The sequence below is a fragment of the Microbulbifer sp. 2205BS26-8 genome (assembly GCF_030731025.1).
Classification (GTDB): domain Bacteria; phylum Pseudomonadota; class Gammaproteobacteria; order Pseudomonadales; family Cellvibrionaceae; genus Microbulbifer; species Microbulbifer spongiae.
Genome location: NZ_JAVAMR010000022.1, coordinates 32,981 through 51,216, shown reverse-complemented (window position 1 = coordinate 51,216; position 18,236 = coordinate 32,981). Strand labels below are relative to the sequence as shown.

At 56.7% G+C, this 18,236-nt stretch carries 14 protein-coding genes; 4 read left to right on the top strand and 10 right to left on the bottom strand.

Features of this window, described 5'->3' with window-relative positions; genetic code table 11:
* Positions 1-221: 221 nt before the first annotated feature.
* A complete protein-coding gene (gene purL / locus Q5Y71_RS09260) occupies positions 222-4,088 on the bottom strand; it encodes a phosphoribosylformylglycinamidine synthase (RefSeq protein ID WP_306041858.1) in 3,867 nt (1,288 codons plus the stop codon).
* Between the two features lie 414 nt (positions 4,089-4,502).
* On the opposite strand from purL, the gene mltF reads away from it, so the two are divergent.
* Positions 4,503-5,981 carry a membrane-bound lytic murein transglycosylase MltF gene (gene mltF / locus Q5Y71_RS09255; RefSeq protein WP_306041856.1) on the top strand — a complete coding sequence of 493 codons (1,479 nt, stop codon included), beginning with the start codon at positions 4,503-4,505 and terminating at the stop codon, positions 5,979-5,981.
* On the opposite strand, the gene Q5Y71_RS09250 is transcribed toward mltF, so the two are convergent.
* From Q5Y71_RS09250 to mtnP, 6 genes are all read right to left on the bottom strand, one after another.
* Positions 5,978-6,619 carry a TIGR04282 family arsenosugar biosynthesis glycosyltransferase gene (locus Q5Y71_RS09250; RefSeq protein ID WP_306041853.1) on the bottom strand — a complete coding sequence of 214 codons (642 nt, stop codon included), beginning with the start codon at positions 6,617-6,619 and terminating at the stop codon, positions 5,978-5,980. The genes mltF and Q5Y71_RS09250 overlap by 4 nt on opposite strands.
* Positions 6,612-7,286, bottom strand: coding sequence for a TIGR04283 family arsenosugar biosynthesis glycosyltransferase (locus tag Q5Y71_RS09245; protein ID WP_306041851.1), 675 nt, complete (start codon positions 7,284-7,286; stop codon positions 6,612-6,614). The genes Q5Y71_RS09250 and Q5Y71_RS09245 overlap by 8 nt, the downstream gene beginning before the upstream one ends.
* Positions 7,286-8,770 (bottom strand): NAD(P)/FAD-dependent oxidoreductase, encoded by a 1,485-nt coding sequence (locus Q5Y71_RS09240; RefSeq protein ID WP_306041849.1) that lies wholly within the window; start codon positions 8,768-8,770, stop codon positions 7,286-7,288. The genes Q5Y71_RS09245 and Q5Y71_RS09240 overlap by 1 nt, the downstream gene beginning before the upstream one ends.
* Positions 8,771-8,779: 9 nt before the next feature.
* Positions 8,780-9,463: a TVP38/TMEM64 family protein gene (locus Q5Y71_RS09235; protein ID WP_306041847.1), complete on the bottom strand. Its 684-nt coding sequence runs from the start codon at positions 9,461-9,463 to the stop codon at positions 8,780-8,782.
* Between the two features lie 61 nt (positions 9,464-9,524).
* The gene (gene arsS / locus Q5Y71_RS09230; RefSeq protein WP_306041845.1) at positions 9,525-10,472 is read right to left on the bottom strand and encodes an arsenosugar biosynthesis radical SAM (seleno)protein ArsS; all 948 of its coding nucleotides are present in this window, start codon (positions 10,470-10,472) and stop codon (positions 9,525-9,527) included.
* A 5-nt stretch (positions 10,473-10,477) separates the two neighbouring features.
* The gene (gene mtnP / locus Q5Y71_RS09225) at positions 10,478-11,377 is read right to left on the bottom strand and encodes an S-methyl-5'-thioadenosine phosphorylase (RefSeq protein ID WP_306041843.1); all 900 of its coding nucleotides are present in this window, start codon (positions 11,375-11,377) and stop codon (positions 10,478-10,480) included.
* A gap of 263 nt (positions 11,378-11,640) precedes the next feature.
* Here mtnP and Q5Y71_RS09220 point away from each other — a divergent pair, with 263 nt between their 5' ends.
* The 3 genes from Q5Y71_RS09220 (at position 11,641) to Q5Y71_RS09210 (ending at position 13,906) form a co-directional block, all read left to right on the top strand.
* On the top strand, positions 11,641-12,207 hold the full coding sequence (locus Q5Y71_RS09220) for a DUF2239 family protein (protein ID WP_306041841.1): 567 nt from the start codon (positions 11,641-11,643) through the stop codon (positions 12,205-12,207).
* A 103-nt stretch (positions 12,208-12,310) separates the two neighbouring features.
* On the top strand, positions 12,311-12,916 hold the full coding sequence (locus Q5Y71_RS09215; RefSeq protein WP_306041839.1) for a trans-aconitate 2-methyltransferase: 606 nt from the start codon (positions 12,311-12,313) through the stop codon (positions 12,914-12,916).
* A 726-nt stretch (positions 12,917-13,642) separates the two neighbouring features.
* Positions 13,643-13,906, top strand: coding sequence for a hypothetical protein (locus tag Q5Y71_RS09210; RefSeq protein WP_306041837.1), 264 nt, complete (start codon positions 13,643-13,645; stop codon positions 13,904-13,906).
* A 614-nt stretch (positions 13,907-14,520) separates the two neighbouring features.
* On the opposite strand, the gene sucD is transcribed toward Q5Y71_RS09210, so the two are convergent.
* The 3 genes from sucD to lpdA form a co-directional block, all read right to left on the bottom strand.
* Complete coding sequence (gene sucD, locus Q5Y71_RS09205; protein ID WP_301418418.1) at positions 14,521-15,393, bottom strand: succinate--CoA ligase subunit alpha; 873 nt, start codon at positions 15,391-15,393, stop codon at positions 14,521-14,523.
* A 2-nt stretch (positions 15,394-15,395) separates the two neighbouring features.
* Positions 15,396-16,562, bottom strand: a complete 1,167-nt coding sequence (gene sucC, locus Q5Y71_RS09200; RefSeq protein ID WP_306041835.1) for an ADP-forming succinate--CoA ligase subunit beta — start codon at positions 16,560-16,562, stop codon at positions 15,396-15,398.
* Positions 16,563-16,732: 170 nt separating this feature from the next.
* Complete coding sequence (gene lpdA, locus Q5Y71_RS09195; protein ID WP_306041833.1) at positions 16,733-18,175, bottom strand: dihydrolipoyl dehydrogenase; 1,443 nt, start codon at positions 18,173-18,175, stop codon at positions 16,733-16,735.
* Positions 18,176-18,236: the final 61 nt, after the last annotated feature.

Below are 18,236 nucleotides of genomic sequence, written 5' to 3'. Positions count from 1 at the left end.
ATAACCTGATAGTATTAGCCTGGCAGAGGCCCGGAAAAAAATGGACAGAGGCCAGCACCGGTTACCGACCACAGCAAGCCCCGGAAAACACCAAACAATTCCGCAGGGCCACCGACCATTGCAAGGGCACCTGTGCAAGGGGCATGGCCGAACAGCGGTAAGCTTCAGTCAATACTGTCACAAATCCCTGGTACTGGACCTGGGGTACAAACCGATTCGCCTCAATCGACAAATACCCGTGCATTGCAGAACAGGCGCATCCAACCGGAGTCTTCCTTCCATTCATCCCGATGCCAGCTGTTACTGACCGTACGGGCAACGCGTTCCGGATGTGGCATCATAATAGTGACGCGACCATCCTCTGAACACAGGGCGGTAATACCATTGACCGAGCCATTGGGGTTGGCCGGGTAAGTCTGGGCAATCTCGCCGTTGTTATTCAGGTAACGCATGGCGATGGTGTCGGAAGCTTCACACAATTCCAGTGCCTGCTGGTTGGCAAACTCCACACGGCCTTCACCGTGGGCAACAGCTACCGGCATGTAAGTGCCCGCCATGCCTTTGAACAATACTGAAGGAGAGTCTTCAATTCCCACCAGGGCAAAGCGCGCCTCATACTGCTCGGACAGGTTGCGTACAAAGCGCGGCCAGTGGTCTGCTCCGGGGATCAATGCCTTGATCACGGAGAACATCTGGCAGCCGTTACACACCCCCAGGCCGAAGGTATCCGTGCGATTGAAAAAACCTGCAAACTGGTTGCGGGCACGGTCGTTAAACAGGATGGTTTTGGCCCAGCCCTCACCGGCACCGAGTACATCACCGTAAGAGAAACCACCACAGCCCACCAGGCCCTTGAACGCATCCAGCGCTACACGACCAGAGAGGATGTCGCTCATATGCACATCGACAGCACTGAAGCCGGCGCGGTGGAAAGCGTGCGCCATCTCCACCTGGCTGTTTACCCCCTGCTCGCGCAGTATTGCGACCTTCGGACGAACACCTTTGGCTATATAAGGTGCGCTGATATCTTCGTTGATATCAAAGGTGAGATTGACTGACAGGCCTGGGTCTTCCCGGGCGATAGCGGCAAATTCCTGCTCAGCGCAGTGGGCGTTATCACGCAGGGACTGGATACGGAAACTGGTTTCCGACCAGATCTGTTGCAGTTCGGCACGGGCGCGCCTGAAGATTTCAACCCCGTTATTGGTGATACACAGGTGCTCGCTGTGATTCAGATAACCGATCTGGTGGGCGGGCACACCGACAGCGGCAAAGCGCTGCACCAGCATATCCGCTTCACAGGCGGGAACCTGTAACACGGCACCCAGCTCTTCACTAAACAGCGCGGCTACCGGATCTTCACCCAGTTCGTAGATTTCCACATCTATACCCACCCGGCCGGCAAAGCCCATTTCCGCCAGGGTGGTGAAAAGACCCCCATCGGCGCGGTCGTGGTAGGCCATGATCAGGCCTTCCTGCAGAGCCTGCTGTACCACCTCGAAGAAACTTTTCAGTTTTCCGGCATCGTCCAGATCGGCAGGTTCGTCACCCAGTTCGTTATAGACCTGAGCCAGGCAGGAGCCGCCCAGGCGGTTTTTACCCGCACCCAGGTCGATCAACAGTAGCTCGCTGTCGCCCTTGTCAGTGCGCAGCTGTGGCGTCACCGTTTTGCGCACATCGGTCACCGGGGTAAAGGCGGAGATTACCAGAGACAGCGGTGCAGTCACCGCTTTCTGCTCGCCTTCGTCCTCCCAGGCAGTGCGCATGGACATGGAATCCTTGCCCACCGGAATGGTAATACCCAGCGCCGGGCACAGCTCCATGCCCACCGCCTCCACGGTGCGGTAGAGTTTTTCCTCTTCGCCCGGGTGGCCCGCGGCACACATCCAGTTGGCGGAGAGTTTGATATCGGAGAGCTGCCTCACCGGAGTACAGGCGATATTGGTGATCGCTTCCCCCACCGCCAGGCGACCGGAAGCGGGGGCATCCAACAGGGCCACAGGTGTGCGCTCCCCCATGGACATGGCCTCACCGGCATAGCTGTCGTAGGCGGCGGTGGTCACGGCACAATCCGCTACCGGCACCTGCCAGGGGCCGACCATCTGATCGCGGGATACCTGGCCGGTGACAGAGCGGTCGCCAATGGTGATCAGAAAGCTCTTGCTCGCCACAGTGGGCAGGCGCAGCACCCGTTCGGCGGCTGTATTGAGGTCGATATCCGCAGTGGAAAACGCCCTGGTGTCAACCTCACGTGTTTCCGCCTTGCGGTGCATGCGCGGCGGTTTGCCGAACAGCACAGACATCGGCAGGTCCACCGGCCTGGACTCAAACCTGGTGTCGTTCAGCAGCAGGTGTTTGTCTGCGGTCGCCTCACCCACAACGGCAAAAGGTGCGCGTTCGCGCACACAGATTTCTTTAAAGCACAGCAGGTCTTCCGGCATCACAGCCAGTACATAGCGCTCCTGGGACTCATTGCACCAGATTTCCAGCGGGCTCATGCCCGGCTCATCACAAGGAATCTTGCGCAACTCAAAATTACCGCCAGTGCCGCCGTCTTTAACCAGTTCGGGGAAGGCATTGGACAGGCCGCCCGCGCCCACATCGTGAATAAAAGCAATGGGATTTCTCTCACCCAACTGCCAGCACTGGTCGATCACCTCCTGGCAGCGGCGCTCGATTTCCGGGTTTTGACGCTGTACAGAAGCAAAATCCAGATCCTCGGAGCTGGAACCACTGGCCATACTGGAGGCTGCACCGCCACCGAGGCCGATCAACATGGCCGGACCACCCAGCACAACCAGCTTGGCACCTGGGGAAAACTCGGGCTTGTCGATATGCTCTGCGCGGATATTCCCGTAGCCACCGGCGAGCATAATCGGCTTGTGGTAGCCGCGGCGCTCACCGTCAAAGTGCTCCTCAAAAGTGCGGAAGTAACCACAGATATTTGGGCGTCCAAACTCGTTGTTGAACGCAGCGCCACCAATGGGGCCTTCGATCATAATATCCAGAGCGGTCACGATACGCTCGGGCTTGCCGTAATTGGATTCCCAGGGCTGCTCCCAACCGGGGATCTGCAGGTTGGAAACCGTGAAGCCGGTCAGGCCCACTTTTGGCTTGGAGCCGCGACCCACCGCGCCCTCATCACGGATTTCCCCACCGGCACCGGTGCCGGCGCCGGGAAACGGCGCGATCGCAGTGGGATGGTTGTGGGTCTCCACCTTCATCAACAGATGGATGGCTTCGTGACTGAAGCTGTATTCCCTACTGACCGGGTCCGGGTAAAAGCGTCCGCCCACACTGCCTGTCACAACCGCGGCGTTGTCCGCATAGGCCGACAATACATTGTCACCGCCCTTTTGGTAGGTGTTCTTGACCATGCCAAACAAGGAGTGCGGCATCTTCTCGCCGTCGATGGTCCAGGAGGCATTGAAGATCTTATGGCGGCAGTGCTCGGAGTTCGCCTGGGCAAACATCATCAGCTCCACATCGGTGGGATTGCGCTCCAGTGTCTGGAAACTGGCGAGCAGGTAATCAATTTCGTCCTCGGCAAGGGCCAGGCCCAGGGTGACGTTGGCATCTTCCAGCGCCTCGCGGCCCCCATCGAGGATATCCACACCGCGCAGCGGACGGGGCGCCTCTTCTACAAACAACTGCTCCGCCTGTTCAAAATCCGTAAACGCCACCTCAACCATGCGGTCGTACAATTGCGATGCCAGGGCCTGGCGTTCAGCTTCGGTTAATGCCACGCCGCTAAGGTAGTAGGCGATCCCCCGCTCCAGGCGGTGGATTTTTGCCAGACCGGCATTGTGGGCGATATCGGTGGCCTTGGAGGACCAGGAGGAGATAGTGCCCGGGCGCGGCAGCACCAGGATCAACTCGCCAATAGGTTCGCGCTTTTCCTCTGTCGGACCATACTGGAGCAGCCGCTCGAGCAGCGCGCTCTCCCTGTTATCCAGTGACTCACTATCGGCAAAGTACACAAACTCGGCGTAGAGATCCTCAATCGTAGGTTGCAGTGCACGGAGTTGATTGAGCAGTTTTTTTCGGCGAAATGTCGACAGTGCGGGAGCACCACGCAGAACTAGCATGCGGGAGTTTGCCTCTTGTCTGTATGAGAAAAATAGCGTGAAAGAAAGAGCGCACAAGGCCCCGGAAATTTGAGAGGCGCAATTGTACCTGAAGCATCGCCGCTCCAACACACCTGTCCGACACCTGGAGACACATGAACTAATTCGCCATCAAGGTATTCAAAAGGTAGATAGCATTTTTCGCCTGAGTCTTCTTTTTTGCATCGGGGGCAAGCATTGCGTACACAAGTCTACGCAGGCTTTCAAGCGCACAGATCACAGGGCTCAAAAACCAAATTGGTCAGCCTGTCGTCAAATCATGTAAAATTGATGGCATGAGACAGCGTTGGCCACACTAGTCCTGGCCGCAACACTGGCATCAGATCCCGGGCATAACAGCGATAACACCAACGGACGAGCTAGAGGGGACAGCCTATGATGATGACAAGCCGCCTGCTGCGCTATGTCCGCCGCCTGTTGAAAGGGCTGGCCCTCTTTTGCTGTACCGCTCTGCTGGTCGCCAGTAAGGCGCCGGATACCCTGGAACGCATCCGGGCCTCAGGGGAGCTGGTTGTGCTTTCGCAGAACGGGCCCACCACTTATTACGAAGATGCCTCCGGCAACCCCACCGGTTTTGAGCACGGCATGCTGCACGCTTTTGCCGTGGAAATCGGTGTCAAGCTGGTCATCCGCGATGTACACGACCTGGACGAGCTGTTCGAGCGCCTGCACGATCCCGCCGAGGGCGCCCAATTTGCCGCCGCCGGCCTCACCGTGACTCCCCAGCGTCGCGAACAGGCACGCTTCTCCCCATCCTATTTTGAGATCCGCCAACAGATTATCTACCGCGTGGGCGAGGCACGTCCGCGCAAAATCAGCGATCTCGCTGACAAGACCGTCGCGGTGATCGCCGGCAGTGCCCACGCGGAGGAATTGAACAAGCTCTCCAAGCGTTATCCAGAGCTAGACTGGGAGACCATCTCCGATGTGGACACCATGGAACTGGTGGAAATGGTTCAGCAGGGCAAGTACAACTACGCCGTAGTGGATTCCAACGCCTACGCGGTGCACCGCGGCCTCTACCCGAATACCGCGGTCGCGTTCAATCTCACCCAGTTCCAACCGGTGGCCTGGGCGTTTCCCAAGAGCAACGACGACAGCCTGTATCACCTCGCGCGCCTGTTTATGCTGCGCGCCAATACCAATGGCATGGTTGCACAACTGCGCGAGGAATTCTTCGGGCACGTCAGCGGCTTGAATGTCGGCGGCGCCCAGGCATTCGCCAGACGCAGCCGCGAGCGCCTGCCCCAGTGGCAGGGCACCATGCAGAAAGTCGCCGATCAGTACCAGTTGGACTGGCGTCTGCTGGCGGCACTCAGTTACCAGGAGTCCTACTGGAACCCCCGTGCCCGTTCCCGCACCGGTGTGCGTGGACTGATGATGCTGACCATGGATACGGCAAAGGAACTGGAGGTCAACCGCCTCAATCCGGCGGAAAGTATTGAGGGTGGCGCCCGCTATATCGTACAGATCCGCAACAAGCTGCCAGAACGTATTCGTGAACCCGATAGAACCTGGATGGCACTGGCGGCCTATAACGTTGGCTACGGCCACCTGGAAGATGCCCGTGTGCTTACCGAGCGCATGGGCGGCAACCCGGACCGCTGGCCCGATGTGCGCGATCACCTGCCCCTGCTGGCCAAGCGCCAGTACTATAAAACCACCAGGCACGGCTATGCCCGGGGCTGGGAGCCGGTGACCTATGTGCAGAATATCCGCCACTACCAGGCACTGCTGAACTGGAGCAGCCGTATCGAGGAGCAGCGCCTAGCGGCTGCTGGCGATGAAAACCGCACGGTGCTCGCCGATGGCAGCGCAATAGAGGCCGAGAGCGGTACAGCCCCGGCACTCTAGCCCACATCGACAGACTCCCTCCAGGCCTGCGGCAGTGACGATAAATCCCCTGGCTCATCGATATCCGTCAGCGTCTCCAGGCGCTGACAATGCATTCCACACTCCCACAATCGGTCCAGTGTCTGCTGCGCCACCACTGCAGTACTCCAGAGGATGTCTTCAAACAGCCGCGCCTGTACCTCTTTGAGTCCCAGTAGTGCGTAACCGCCATCTTTTGCCGGGTACATTACCGCATCAGACCCCTGCAGGCCCTCCGCCGCGATATGCAGACGCTGCGCGGTGAGCGCCGGGCAGTCGGTGCCGAGCAGCAGAAGCCCCTGCCCCAGCGCCCGCGCGTTTCCGCTGGCATGCCACAGGCGCTGGCCGAGATCCCCCTGCGACTGCCCGTAAAGACCAACTCCAGGCGGCAACGGGAAATCCCGCCAGTAGGCGTGCGAGGGGTCCGGTACCACATGCAATTCCACAGGCCCCAGGTCCGCCCGCACACAGGCTTCCAGAGTATGGTGCAGCAGTCTCTCCGCCAGTGCAGCAGCACCGCGCTCACCCAGTGCGGGAATCAATCGGGTCTTGGCATAGCCGCCTAATGGCGCCTTGGCCATCACAACCAGGCGCAGTGTATGGCGGGCAACACTACTCATAACGCTTCGCCAAAGAGGCCGCAGGCACACCGCGCCAGTAGTCAAACCGCAAACGCCACATCAACAGCACAGTGCGCAGAACACCAAACTTCTGCCAGCGGCGCCCGGAGGTGATGCTCCGCTGGTGCAAACAAAATGGCCGCGCCACCTTCAGCAGCCGCCGGCTTAATTCGATATCCTCCATCAGAGGCTGCCGGGCATAGCCGCCCAGGCGCTCGAACAGTGCGCGGCGTACAAAGATTGCCTGATCGCCTGTGGCAATGCCGCTCAGACGCGAACGCCAGTTGATCAAGGTGGCAATCAAGGGAAACCAGACACTGTCGCCGCGGATACGGATATCGAAACGCCCCCACTGTGCCCCCTGTAGCGCAGCCGCAGCAATCGCATCCAGAGCCCCCCGAGGTAAACGGGTATCCGCGTGCAAAAACAGCAGCCAGTGCCCGCACGCCGCATCCGCACCAGCGTTCATCTGTGCGGCCCGGCCGCGCCCTGACACAATTACCGGAAACCCCGCGGCAGTGGCAATCTCCACACTGTTGTCGCTACTGCCGCCATCGACCAGAATAATTTCGCAATTGTCGGGGGCTTGCAGCTCCCGCAACTGCACTGCGAGTTCCGGCAGCTGCTCCCGTTCATTCAGCAGCGGAACAACAACACTGTACTGCACTAACCCCGCCTCCACCGGTGAAACAGTTTCAGCCAGCGCAACGCCCACTTGGGGGCATGCGCCCGTTTCCAGTTCCCGGCGACAAATTTATTGGCCTCTACCATCGTGGGATAGGTATGAATAGTGGATAAAATTTTGTTCAGGCCCAGTCCATGCTTCATCGCAATCATAAATTCCGCGATCAACTCCGCCGCGTTTTCGCCCACAATGGAAACGCCGAGAATTGTATCCTTGTCCGGCACGGTGAGTACTTTCACAAAGCCCTGTGCGGCACCGTCGACTATGGCGCGATCCAGGTCGTCGAGATCGTAGCGGGTAACTTCATAGGCGATATCCTGTTCACTAGCCATGTCCTCGCTGAGTCCCACACTGGCCACCTCCGGATCGATGAAGGTTGCACGGGGAATCAGGGAGTAATCCACCGGGAATTTTTTAATATCCCCAAAGAGGCCATTCACGGCGGCATACCAGGCCTGGTGCGAGGCCATATGGGTAAACTGGTAGGGACCCACAACATCACCGGCGGCGAGAATATGGGGATAGCGGGTACGCAGGTAGGCATCCACCTCCAACTTACCGGCCTGCACCAGGCCCAATGACTCAAGCCCAAATCCCTGAGTCCGGGCACGCCTGCCCAGAGCCAGGATCACTTCGTCAAATGTGACCTGTGTTTCACCCTCTACATTGCACAAGTTGCGCAGGCGCAAGGCGCCACCTATCCGGTCTGGCTTACCGACAAAAGCCAGGGCCTTGTGCCCGGTGAGCAGGTTTACGCCCTCGGACGTGAGGGCATGTGCAATGGCTTCGGATACTTCTCGATCCTCTCGGGGCAGTAGGCGGCTCTCTTTCTCTACCAGAGTGACATCCGACCCCAGTCTCACAAATGCCTGGGCCAACTCGCAGCCAATGCTGCCCCCACCTAGAACCAACAGCCTGCGCGGCACCTGGTCCAGCTTTGCGCACCGGTTCCAAAGGGTTTCACTGGTCAGGTAGCGCACTTTTCCCAAGCCGGGCAATGGCGGCACTATGGGTTCAGCACCGGTAGCGAGTACAATTGCCCGTGCGCTAAGCGTCCGCTCCCCGCCGCTGTTCAGCGCAATGGTGACTGTCCAAGGGTCCACAAGGCGCGCCTGCCCTTGGATAACCTCCACCCCTAACCCAGTGTATCGCTCTACACTGTCGTGAGGCGCAATCCGCTCAATAGAAGCGCGCACATGGCGCATAACGCCAGGAAAGTCGACTTCCGGCTCGGCGACACAGACACCAAATTGACCGGCCCGACGCGCCCAATGGGCGATACGGGCACACTGAATAAGCGCCTTGCTGGGCACACAGCCGGTATTCAGGCAGTCCCCCCCCATATTCCCCGCTTCAATTAAAGTCACCTCCGCCTTTACCGCAGCCGAGATATAAGCGCTCACCAGCCCCGCAGCGCCGGCACCAATAACAATCAGATTGCGATCGAATTTCTTGGGTCTATTCATTGCAAAAACTCATTTGGCAGCGCGACGGCGCTTCACCCAGTTGAGGATATATTTTGCCAGCAGTGGAAATATCCCCAGCAGGGCAAAGGACAGCCACAGTGCCGGGGAGGCAATATCCTTCAGGTTATCAATCCTTGCCAACTGGGTGCCTGCATTCACATACACAATAGTGGCGGCCAGCATACCCAGCTGGCTCACCCAGTAAAAAGTCCATACCCGGATATGGGTAAGGCCCATCAGGATGTTGATCAGGACAAAGGGGAAAACCGGCACCAGGCGCAGCGCGAACAGGTAAAAAGCGCCCTCGCGCTCTATACCCTCATTCACCATTTTCAACCGCATGGCAAAGCGCTCCTGCACATAGTCACGCAGCAGATAACGGGCCACCAGGAAAGCCAGGGTTGCGCCGATACTGGAAGAGAAAGAAACAATGATCGTGCCCCAATACAAACCGAATACCGCGCCCGCGACAATGGTAAGAATGGCAGCGCCGGGGAGGGACAAACCGGTCACCAGAATATAAAACAGTGCAAATAGCAGCCCCACCAGCAGTGGCGAGGCGTCTTTCCACTGCATGAATTTATCCGTTCCCTCCTGTAGCTTATTCAACATCAGCCACTGGTCCAGATCGAACGCATAAAAGGCAATCACCAGTACCAGTATCGCAGACACCAGCAGGATTCTTTTGCCCATAACCCTTCGCTCCTCTGTTCAGGGTTTGATTTCCCTGTCTCTTTCAGTTTCCGCAAGCCCCCTAGAGGGCACCACTGCAACTGCTACCCTGCCCCGCTGTGCAACCGTAACAGTGATCGGCCACACAAATGGAAAGATCCTGCAGGTCGTGCCTGAGCAGATCGCGCAAGTGTAAACGGCCCGGTACCGGGATATTCAATTGTTGGTTAAAATCGCAGTCGTATAAATTGCCCTGCCAATCGACACTGACCAGGGTGCGACACATAACGCCATCGAGGTTGGCGGAACTGTAACTGCCCTTGAGCAGCGCCATATACTTCTGGAACTGGCCCTTGGACACCAGCATAGAGCCAAAACGCTTGATCGGCATATTGGCCAGGGCAAACAGGTTGTTAAACGCGATATTAAAATGCGCGGCCAGTTCCCTGCGGTAGTCCGCTTCCAGGGCGGTCTGTTCCGGGGGCAAAGAGGCTCCCTGCGGGTTGTAAACCAGATTGAGCCGCAGGCCGGTTTCCGGCTTGCCATACCCCAGTGCATTCAGTTTCTGCAATGCGCGAATGCTTTTATCGAAAACCCCCTTGCCCCGTTGCTTATCCACATTCTCCATGGAGTAGCACGGCAGTGAAGCGACCACCTCCACCCGGTGTTGCGCGAGAAATTCCGCGGTATCCTCCTGACCCGGCTCGAACAGCACCGTGAGGTTACAGCGGTCTATCACCTGTACATCCTGCCCGCGGGCAGCCTGCACCAGTGGCCTGAATCCCCGGTGCAGCTCCGGCGCGCCACCGGTGATATCCAGGGTGCTGACACCCCGCACTCGCATTACCTCCAGCAACAGGGCCAGGTTTTCTTCAGACATCATCTCTGTGCGCTTGGGGCCGGCATTCACATGGCAGTGCACACAGCTCTGGTTGCAGCGGTAACCAATATTCACCTGCAGGGTTTGTATTTTTTCGCGACGAATGGCCGGGAAATCCGATAATTCCAACAGCGGTAGTGTTTCGTGCATACGCCTCAGCGCTCCACTTCTTCAGGCACCGGTTCTGTCGGAGCAAGCAGTGGCTTTATTACAGCGAGGGTGTCTTTGGGCAGAGCCTCCAGGGGCGTCACCAGACCACTTTCCAGCGCGGTGTGTGCAAAAGAGTGCGGCTGTTCCTCACCCAGCAGGCGGATCGCCTCTGCAGCGATCTGCTGGGCGCGGGCGGCATTTTGCTGCAGATTGGCAATGGCCACCGCTGCAGTTACCGCTGCTTCACGGGGATGCCAGCAATCATAGTCGGTGGCCATGGCCAGGGTGGCATAGGCAATCTGCGCCTCTCTTGCCAGCTTCGCCTCCGGCATATTGGTCATACCAATCACGAAGGCCCCCATACTGCGATACCAATGGGATTCCGCGCGGCTGGAGAATTGGGGACCCTCGATACAGACATAGCTGCCCTGTCTGTGAAGGCGGATGGGCTGATCCGCCTGCGTGCGCTCGAAGGCTTGTGCCAGACACCGTGCCACTGACGGGCACACCGGATCTGCCATGGCGACATGGGCCACGGCACCACCACCGAAAAAGGTGCTGTCACGCCTGCGCGTCATATCGATAAATTGATCCGGAATCAGCATATCCAGCGGTCGCACTTCTTCGCGTAGGGAGCCCACAGCAGAGAGCGACAGGATATAGCGCACACCCAGTTGGCGCAGGGCGTGAATGTTGGCCCTGTAAGGCACTTCGCCGGGGATCAGGCGGTGGCTGCGCCCATGGCGGGCCAGGAAAGCAACGGGGATTCCCTGTAGTTTGCCGCAGACAATCGTGTCTGAAGGCGCGCCGAAAGGCGTGTCTATCCGCAGCGCCTCTACCTCACTCAGCCCCGGCATCTCGTAAAGACCGCTGCCCCCGATAACGCCAATCAGTGCTCTGGCCATATTCGCTCCTAAATAGTTGGTTTTTCCGCAGTATAGGAGTAGCCGCATGCCGTGTATATCACTGACATGTAAACAAAAATCAGGCCCTCACGGACACCAGGCAAGGCGGGCAATCCCGGGATTTAAAGGCTGCCCACCCTTCCCGATGAGGACACTGCACAGGTGAGCGCTAATCAAAACATTATCTATTGTGCACAGACTGGTGAATCAGCTATATTTACCCGGATAAAAATATTTAGCCTGGGTAAATATGGAGAAATACGATGGGCACAGACTATATCGCTATCGACCAGCTAAGGGTCATCGCGCGGGGAACACTGGAGGCGATTGCTCACCAAGTAAAAGACATGGGGGCGGCTCATGAACCCATTGTCTTTGAATCTGAAAGCTGTAAACGGGTTGAGGTGGATTGGCACGGTGATACAGAGGAAGTACTGGCCAGGCTAACAGCTGATACAGACACCCCAAAAACCAAGCGCGGACGGCCCAAATTAGGGGTTATCCCCAAAGAGGTTACCCTGCTTCCCCGTCATTGGGAGTGGCTGGGCCAGCAGCCCGGTGGTGCTTCTGTCACTCTTCGCAGGTTGGTGGAGCAGGCGCAAAAACATGTTTCGCTCGAAGATCGTATCACCACAAAACAACAACAACTGGATGGGTTGATGCTGTTGGTTGCAGGAGATGCTCCTGGCTTCGAAGAGGCCAGCCGCGCCCTGGTCAGAAACAGCAAAATCAGTTTTGAAAAAGCCATCCATTCCTGGCCGGATGACCTCAAACAGATTTTGCTAACCAAATTTAACGAAATCGCGGAAATGCTCAGCGGTAATTTGTAATACGGATTTACCAGACCCAACAACCAGGCAATATTTTTGTTAGCAGTGCCTTGCTACCGGTTTTCTTTCAGACGGCTGCGTCTGGCTTAAGGCGATAGGCTCAATGACCATGCACCCGAAAGACATTGGTAAAGCGTACGACAAAATTACCCACCTTTGGGAGAACGGGAATTTCAATAGAAACAATGGAATCGATGCGCATAAAAGAGCCTTGGCATTCGTCAACAACAAAGGCAAAGCCCTTGACGTCGGCTGCGGCTCTACTGGCCGATTCATTGATCTTCTTTTAAATGAGGGGTTTACACCAGAGGGCGTGGATGTCTCTGCGGAAATGATTCGTTTGGCCAGGCGTCGCCATCCAGGAGTGGTTTTTCATCACCGGGATATCTGTGAATGGTGTATAGAAGAAAAATATGACTTCATCACGGCCTGGGATAGTATTTGGCACATCCCCCTGGAACAGCAAGCAACTGTTTTGGCTAAACTGGTTTTCAGCCTGAACAAAGGTGGCGTACTGATTTTCACTTTCGGCGGTACAGATGAGAAAAGTCACCACACCGATGACTTTATGGGACCAGAAGTTTACTACGCGACCCTGGGAACAAATGGCTTCCTTACATTATTAATCAGCCTGGGTTGCCTCTGCAAGCACCTGGAGTACAGCCAGCATCCTGAATCACACACCTACTTGATCGTGCAAAAAGCCTAGGCGGGTCGGCCTACGGCGGTTCTCTAAAACATCCCCTGGATTGCCAGGAAATGGATTGCTGATACCCAGGTGCATGGCAAAGGGATTCTCCAGCCAGTGAAAAACTGCATTAAGTGTCGCCTAAAACCTCTACTCGATTGAATTCCTTGCAAAAAGCGCATACCGTATAGGCCTGCTACCCTAGCGCCCAGCCGCCTCAATGGCGCAAGGCCTCAACGGCACAAGAAAAGAAGAATAAATAGATAAGCAATACCGCAACCATCATTTTTCTCCCCGCGAGGCGCCCCATATCGGGGGCGTCCGCAGGTATTCTAGACACAAATAAACGAACAAAGAAGGACCGCATCATGACCGCGTAAATGAGAGAAAAACGCCACCCCCCGGTGCTACCAACACCAAGGGATGGCTAACCCCAATAGATAACGTGGTATCTAGCGAGGCTGTCTTGAATGATACGCCATACACTCGTTCGTCTTCAATAAAGGTCTTTTTGAAGGCAGGTTTTCCGGGTCACTCCTGCCCCCGGCGGCGGAGTGTGTTGTGGCGTTGCGTGATGATTGGTGTGGTCTTTTACTTCAGCCGCGCACCGCCTCTCTGGTTGCGTACCCAACCTACAAATTTCCCTTTACTTTTTTCCCACAAGGATCACGCCTGCGGCGAGAGAAACAGCGCTATGGGCTTTTGCCCGGCGTTTCTGTCACAGGCAACATAAGGAGCCTATTCAAGATGCCTATATTACCCTGTCGATTATTTCAGCCAGTGGAGCTGGGGGATTATTTTACCTTTACACTGGTCGCCATCAAAGAGAACGCGGTAGACCTGCATATTGCGCCCGGCAGGGGCAACCGGGTGATGCGCGCCGTGCGCCTTCTGCAATGGTTGGATGAGACCTGGGGGCTGGACGAAGCCTGTGCGCCGGAGGAGGGCCCAATCGATCAGCCTCCAGCCATCATCAGGCCATTCAATCCGCCATCCAATAAAAAGACGTAGCGTTGCAAGGCGGAGCGGGCGCCCCAAAGGCCTGTGCAGTCTCAAGAAGCCCCACCAGCGCTTACCTTCTCGTACTATCCCTGCGGGGCGGTAAGCGCGATGGTGCGATTACGCCCATGTTCTTCGACTCTTCAGCACCCCACCTGGTATAAGCAGTCCGGCATTTTTTAATAGAAGTACCGCATAGAGAGACAGGCCGCCGCATCCGATTCAAAACCGAAACCTGACACTGTCACAACTGACGATCCACTGCCCAGATCGCCGGGAGAAATCTATAAGGCCATATGACTGAGAGGGCGTTTTATACCCTTGCTCAGGCAGATCCTGAAGACCGCCACAGGCAGCCCAGTAGCGAATGAGAAATTAACGCGATTTAAACAGTAGAATTTTTCCATTCCCTGAATCAGTAATAAATAACGTATCCTTATAAGCAAAAATTCCAGTCGGTGATTTGAAGATGGGCCCCTGTGAATACAGGAGTGTAACCAGCATCCGGCTGCCTTTGTCAGGCCTGATTGAATAAAGCGCTTATCCTCCGGTTCTGGTGACTTCGCAAAAAAAAGCCGCTTCGGATGAAACGGCTTTTTCACTGGTGGGGAATTGCCCGATGGTTATTACCAGCCAGCAATTTCCTTCAGAGCGCTGCCAATATCCGCCAGGGAGCGCACGGTTTTTACACCGGCATCTTCCAAAGCGGCAAATTTCTCATCCGCAGTGCCTTTACCCCCGGAGATAATCGCACCGGCGTGGCCCATGCGCTTGCCCGGAGGCGCGGTTACCCCGGCGATGTAGGAAACCACCGGCTTGCTGACATTGTCCTTGATGTAAGCCGCCGCTTCTTCTTCAGCGGTGCCTCCGATCTCACCGATCATCACAATCGCTTCGGTCTGCGGGTCATTCTGGAACATCTCCAGGATATCGATAAAGTTGGAGCCGGGGATGGGATCGCCGCCGATGCCCACACAGGTGGACTGGCCGAATCCGTAGTCGGTGGTTTGCTTGACCGCTTCATAGGTCAGGGTTCCGGAGCGGGAAACAATACCCACCTTGCCGGGCTTGTGGATATGGCCCGGCATAATGCCGATCTTGCACTCGCCCGGCGTGATGACACCCGGGCAGTTGGGGCCGATCAGGCGCACACCCAGTTCGTCGCACTTCACTTTGGCATCGAGCATATCCAGCGTCGGGATGCCTTCGGTGATACAGACAATCAGTTTGATTCCAGCGTTCGCGGCTTCCAGGATGGAATCCTTACAGAAAGGCGCAGGGACGTAGATCACGGAAGCTTCGGCACCGGTCTCTGCCACCGCTTCTTTCACGGTGTTGAATACCGGCAGGCCCAGGTGAGTCTGGCCACCCTTACCCGGAGTCACACCACCCACCATTTTGGTGCCGTACGCAATCGCCTGCTCGGAGTGGAAAGTCCCCTGGGAACCGGTGAAGCCCTGGCAGATGACTTTGGTATCCTTGTTAATCAGTACTGACATGATTATTTACCCTCCGCAGCGTTGACCACTTGTTGAGCCGCATCGGTCAGGCTGGTGGCCGCGATAATATTCAGGCCACTGTCGCTCAACACCTTGGCACCCAGGTCTGCGTTGTTCCCTTCCAAACGCACTACCACCGGTACCTGTACGCCGACTTCTTTCACTGCACCAACCACGCCTTCGGCGATCATGTCACAGCGAACGATACCGCCGAAGATATTGATCAGCACCGCTTTGACATTCTCATCGGACAGAATGATCTTGAACGCCTCGACAACCCGCTCTTTGGTGGCACCACCGCCAACATCGAGGAAATTGGCCGGTCTTCCGCCGTACAGGTTGACAATATCCATAGTGCCCATGGCCAGACCCGCACCGTTGACCATACAGCCGATATTGCCATCGAGGGCCACATAGTTCAGGTCCCACTTGGCCGCGTGCGCTTCACGTGGATCGTCCTGAGACGGATCGTGCATTTCGCGCAAATCCTCGTGGCGGTACAGGGCGTTTCCGTCGATCACCACCTTGGCGTCCAGGCAGTGCAGATTGCCTTCGGTGGTAATCACTAGCGGATTGATTTCCAGCAGGGCCAGATCTTTTTCCTGGAACATTTTCGCCAGACCCAGGAAAATCTTGGTAAACTGCTTGACCTGGGTCGGGTTCAGGCCCAGTTTAAAAGCCAGCTCCCGCGCCTGGTACGGCTGGGCGCCCACCAGCGGATCAATAGTTGCTTTCAGGATTTTTTCCGGAGTCTCTTCCGCGACCTTCTCAATTTCAACGCCGCCTTCGGTGGACGCCATAAAAACAATACGCCGGGTGGAGCGATCCACAACAGCGCCCAGGTACAGTTCTTGATCGATATCGGTGCAGCTCTCAACCAGAATGCGGGATACCGGCTGGCCGTTTTCGTCCGTCTGGTAAGTGACCAGGCGTTTGCCCAGCCACTGCTGGGCAAACGCCTCGATTTCCGCCTTGGAGTCCACCAGCTTTACACCGCCCGCTTTGCCGCGGCCCCCCGCGTGTACCTGGGCCTTAACCACCCACTTATCACCGCCAATCTCGTCAGCCGCCGCTACAGCCGCTGCCGGGGTTTCCGCCGCAATGCCTTTGGAAACCGGCAATCCGTATGCCGCAAACAGTTGTTTGCCCTGATACTCATGCAAGTTCATAGTCAATACCAATTCACATTTCACATTTCACATGTGTTTATTAATTGCAGATTACTCTGCACCTGAAGACAAAATTCAACCTTTACATCGCTGCAAATTTTGAATTCCGCAAATGAAACCGGGGCAGCCTCTTAACTTTTAATTGGCTGCCCCGCGATCGAACATTGCGCTTACTTGCGCCTTTTGCGGTTTACGGCGTGAATCGCATGGCCATTCACACCAAGGGCCGCTTCCTTCACGGCCTCGGAAAGGGTCGGGTGCGCAAATACGGTCATGCCGATATCCTCGGCACTGGAACCGAATTCCATCGCAATTGCCACCTGCTGCACCAGATCCGCAGCGGACGGGCCGACAATATGGGCACCCAATACGCGATCAGTTTCCCCGTGAGCGATGATTTTTACCAGGCCCTGAGCGTCATTGGCTGCCATGGCACGGCCGTTGATCACAAACGGGAAGCTGCCCACGTTGTAGGGTTCGCCATCGGCCTTCACCTGCTCTTCAGTACGGCCAACCGAGGCGATTTCCGGGTGGGTGTAAATCACATTGGGGATCACATCATAGTTCATCATGGGCTTCTGGCCGGCGATGCGCTCGGCAACCACAACCCCTTCCTCAGAGGCCTTGTGTGCAAGCATAGGGCCGCGCACCACATCGCCAACCGCCCAGACGCCCGGTGCGGAAGTCATGCACAGATCGTTGACGTAGATAGATCCACGTTCGTCCATCTTCACACCGGCATCTTCGGCCAGCAGGCCTTCGGTATAGGGGCGACGACCGACGCAAACAATCAGTTTGTCAAAGGTTTCGCGGTGCTCCTTACCGTCTTTATCCTGGTAAGTAACAGTCACTGCACCGCCCTGCACCTCGGAGCCGGTAACACGGCAGGCAAGGCGGATATCCAGGCCCTGCTGCTTGAGAATCTTGTGGGATTCTTTCGCAATCTGCTGGTCCATGATTGGCAGGAATGTGTCCAGCGCCTCCAGAACCACAACGTCGGAACCCAGGCGGCTCCAGACGGAACCCAGTTCCAGACCGATCACACCGGCACCGATGACACCCAGGCGCTTGGGCACCTCAGTGAATTCCAAAGCGCCGGTGGAGTCGACTATGATTGTGTTGTCTACCGGGGCGGGCGGAATATTGACCGGTACAGAACCGGAAGCCAAAATGACGTTTTCGGCTTCGTAGATATTGGTGTTGCCTTCGTCGTCGGTCACTTCCACTTTTTTGTTGGCCAGCAGTCTGCCGGTACCAAAGATAGAGGTCACCTTGTTGGCGGTAAACAGGCCGGCCACACCACCGGTCAGCTTTTTGACGATCTCTTCCTTGCGCTCGATCATCTTGCTGACATCCATCTCGACCTTGCCGACCGAAATGCCGTGCACACCGAGCGCATCCTTGGCCTCGTGATATTTCCACGAGCTGTCCAGCAGTGCCTTTGACGGGATACATCCCACATTCAGGCAGGTGCCCCCGTTTACGTTTTTCCCCTCCCTGTTCTTCCACTTCTCGATACAGGCGGTTTTCAGACCCAGTTGAGCGGCACGGATGGCAGCGACATAACCACCGGGACCAGAGCCAATTACGATTACGTCAAATTTTTCCGACATGATCAGTTCCAGATTTTTCTAATTTCAGTGTGATCGAGGGAAGCGCCGGAGCGGCCCCTGA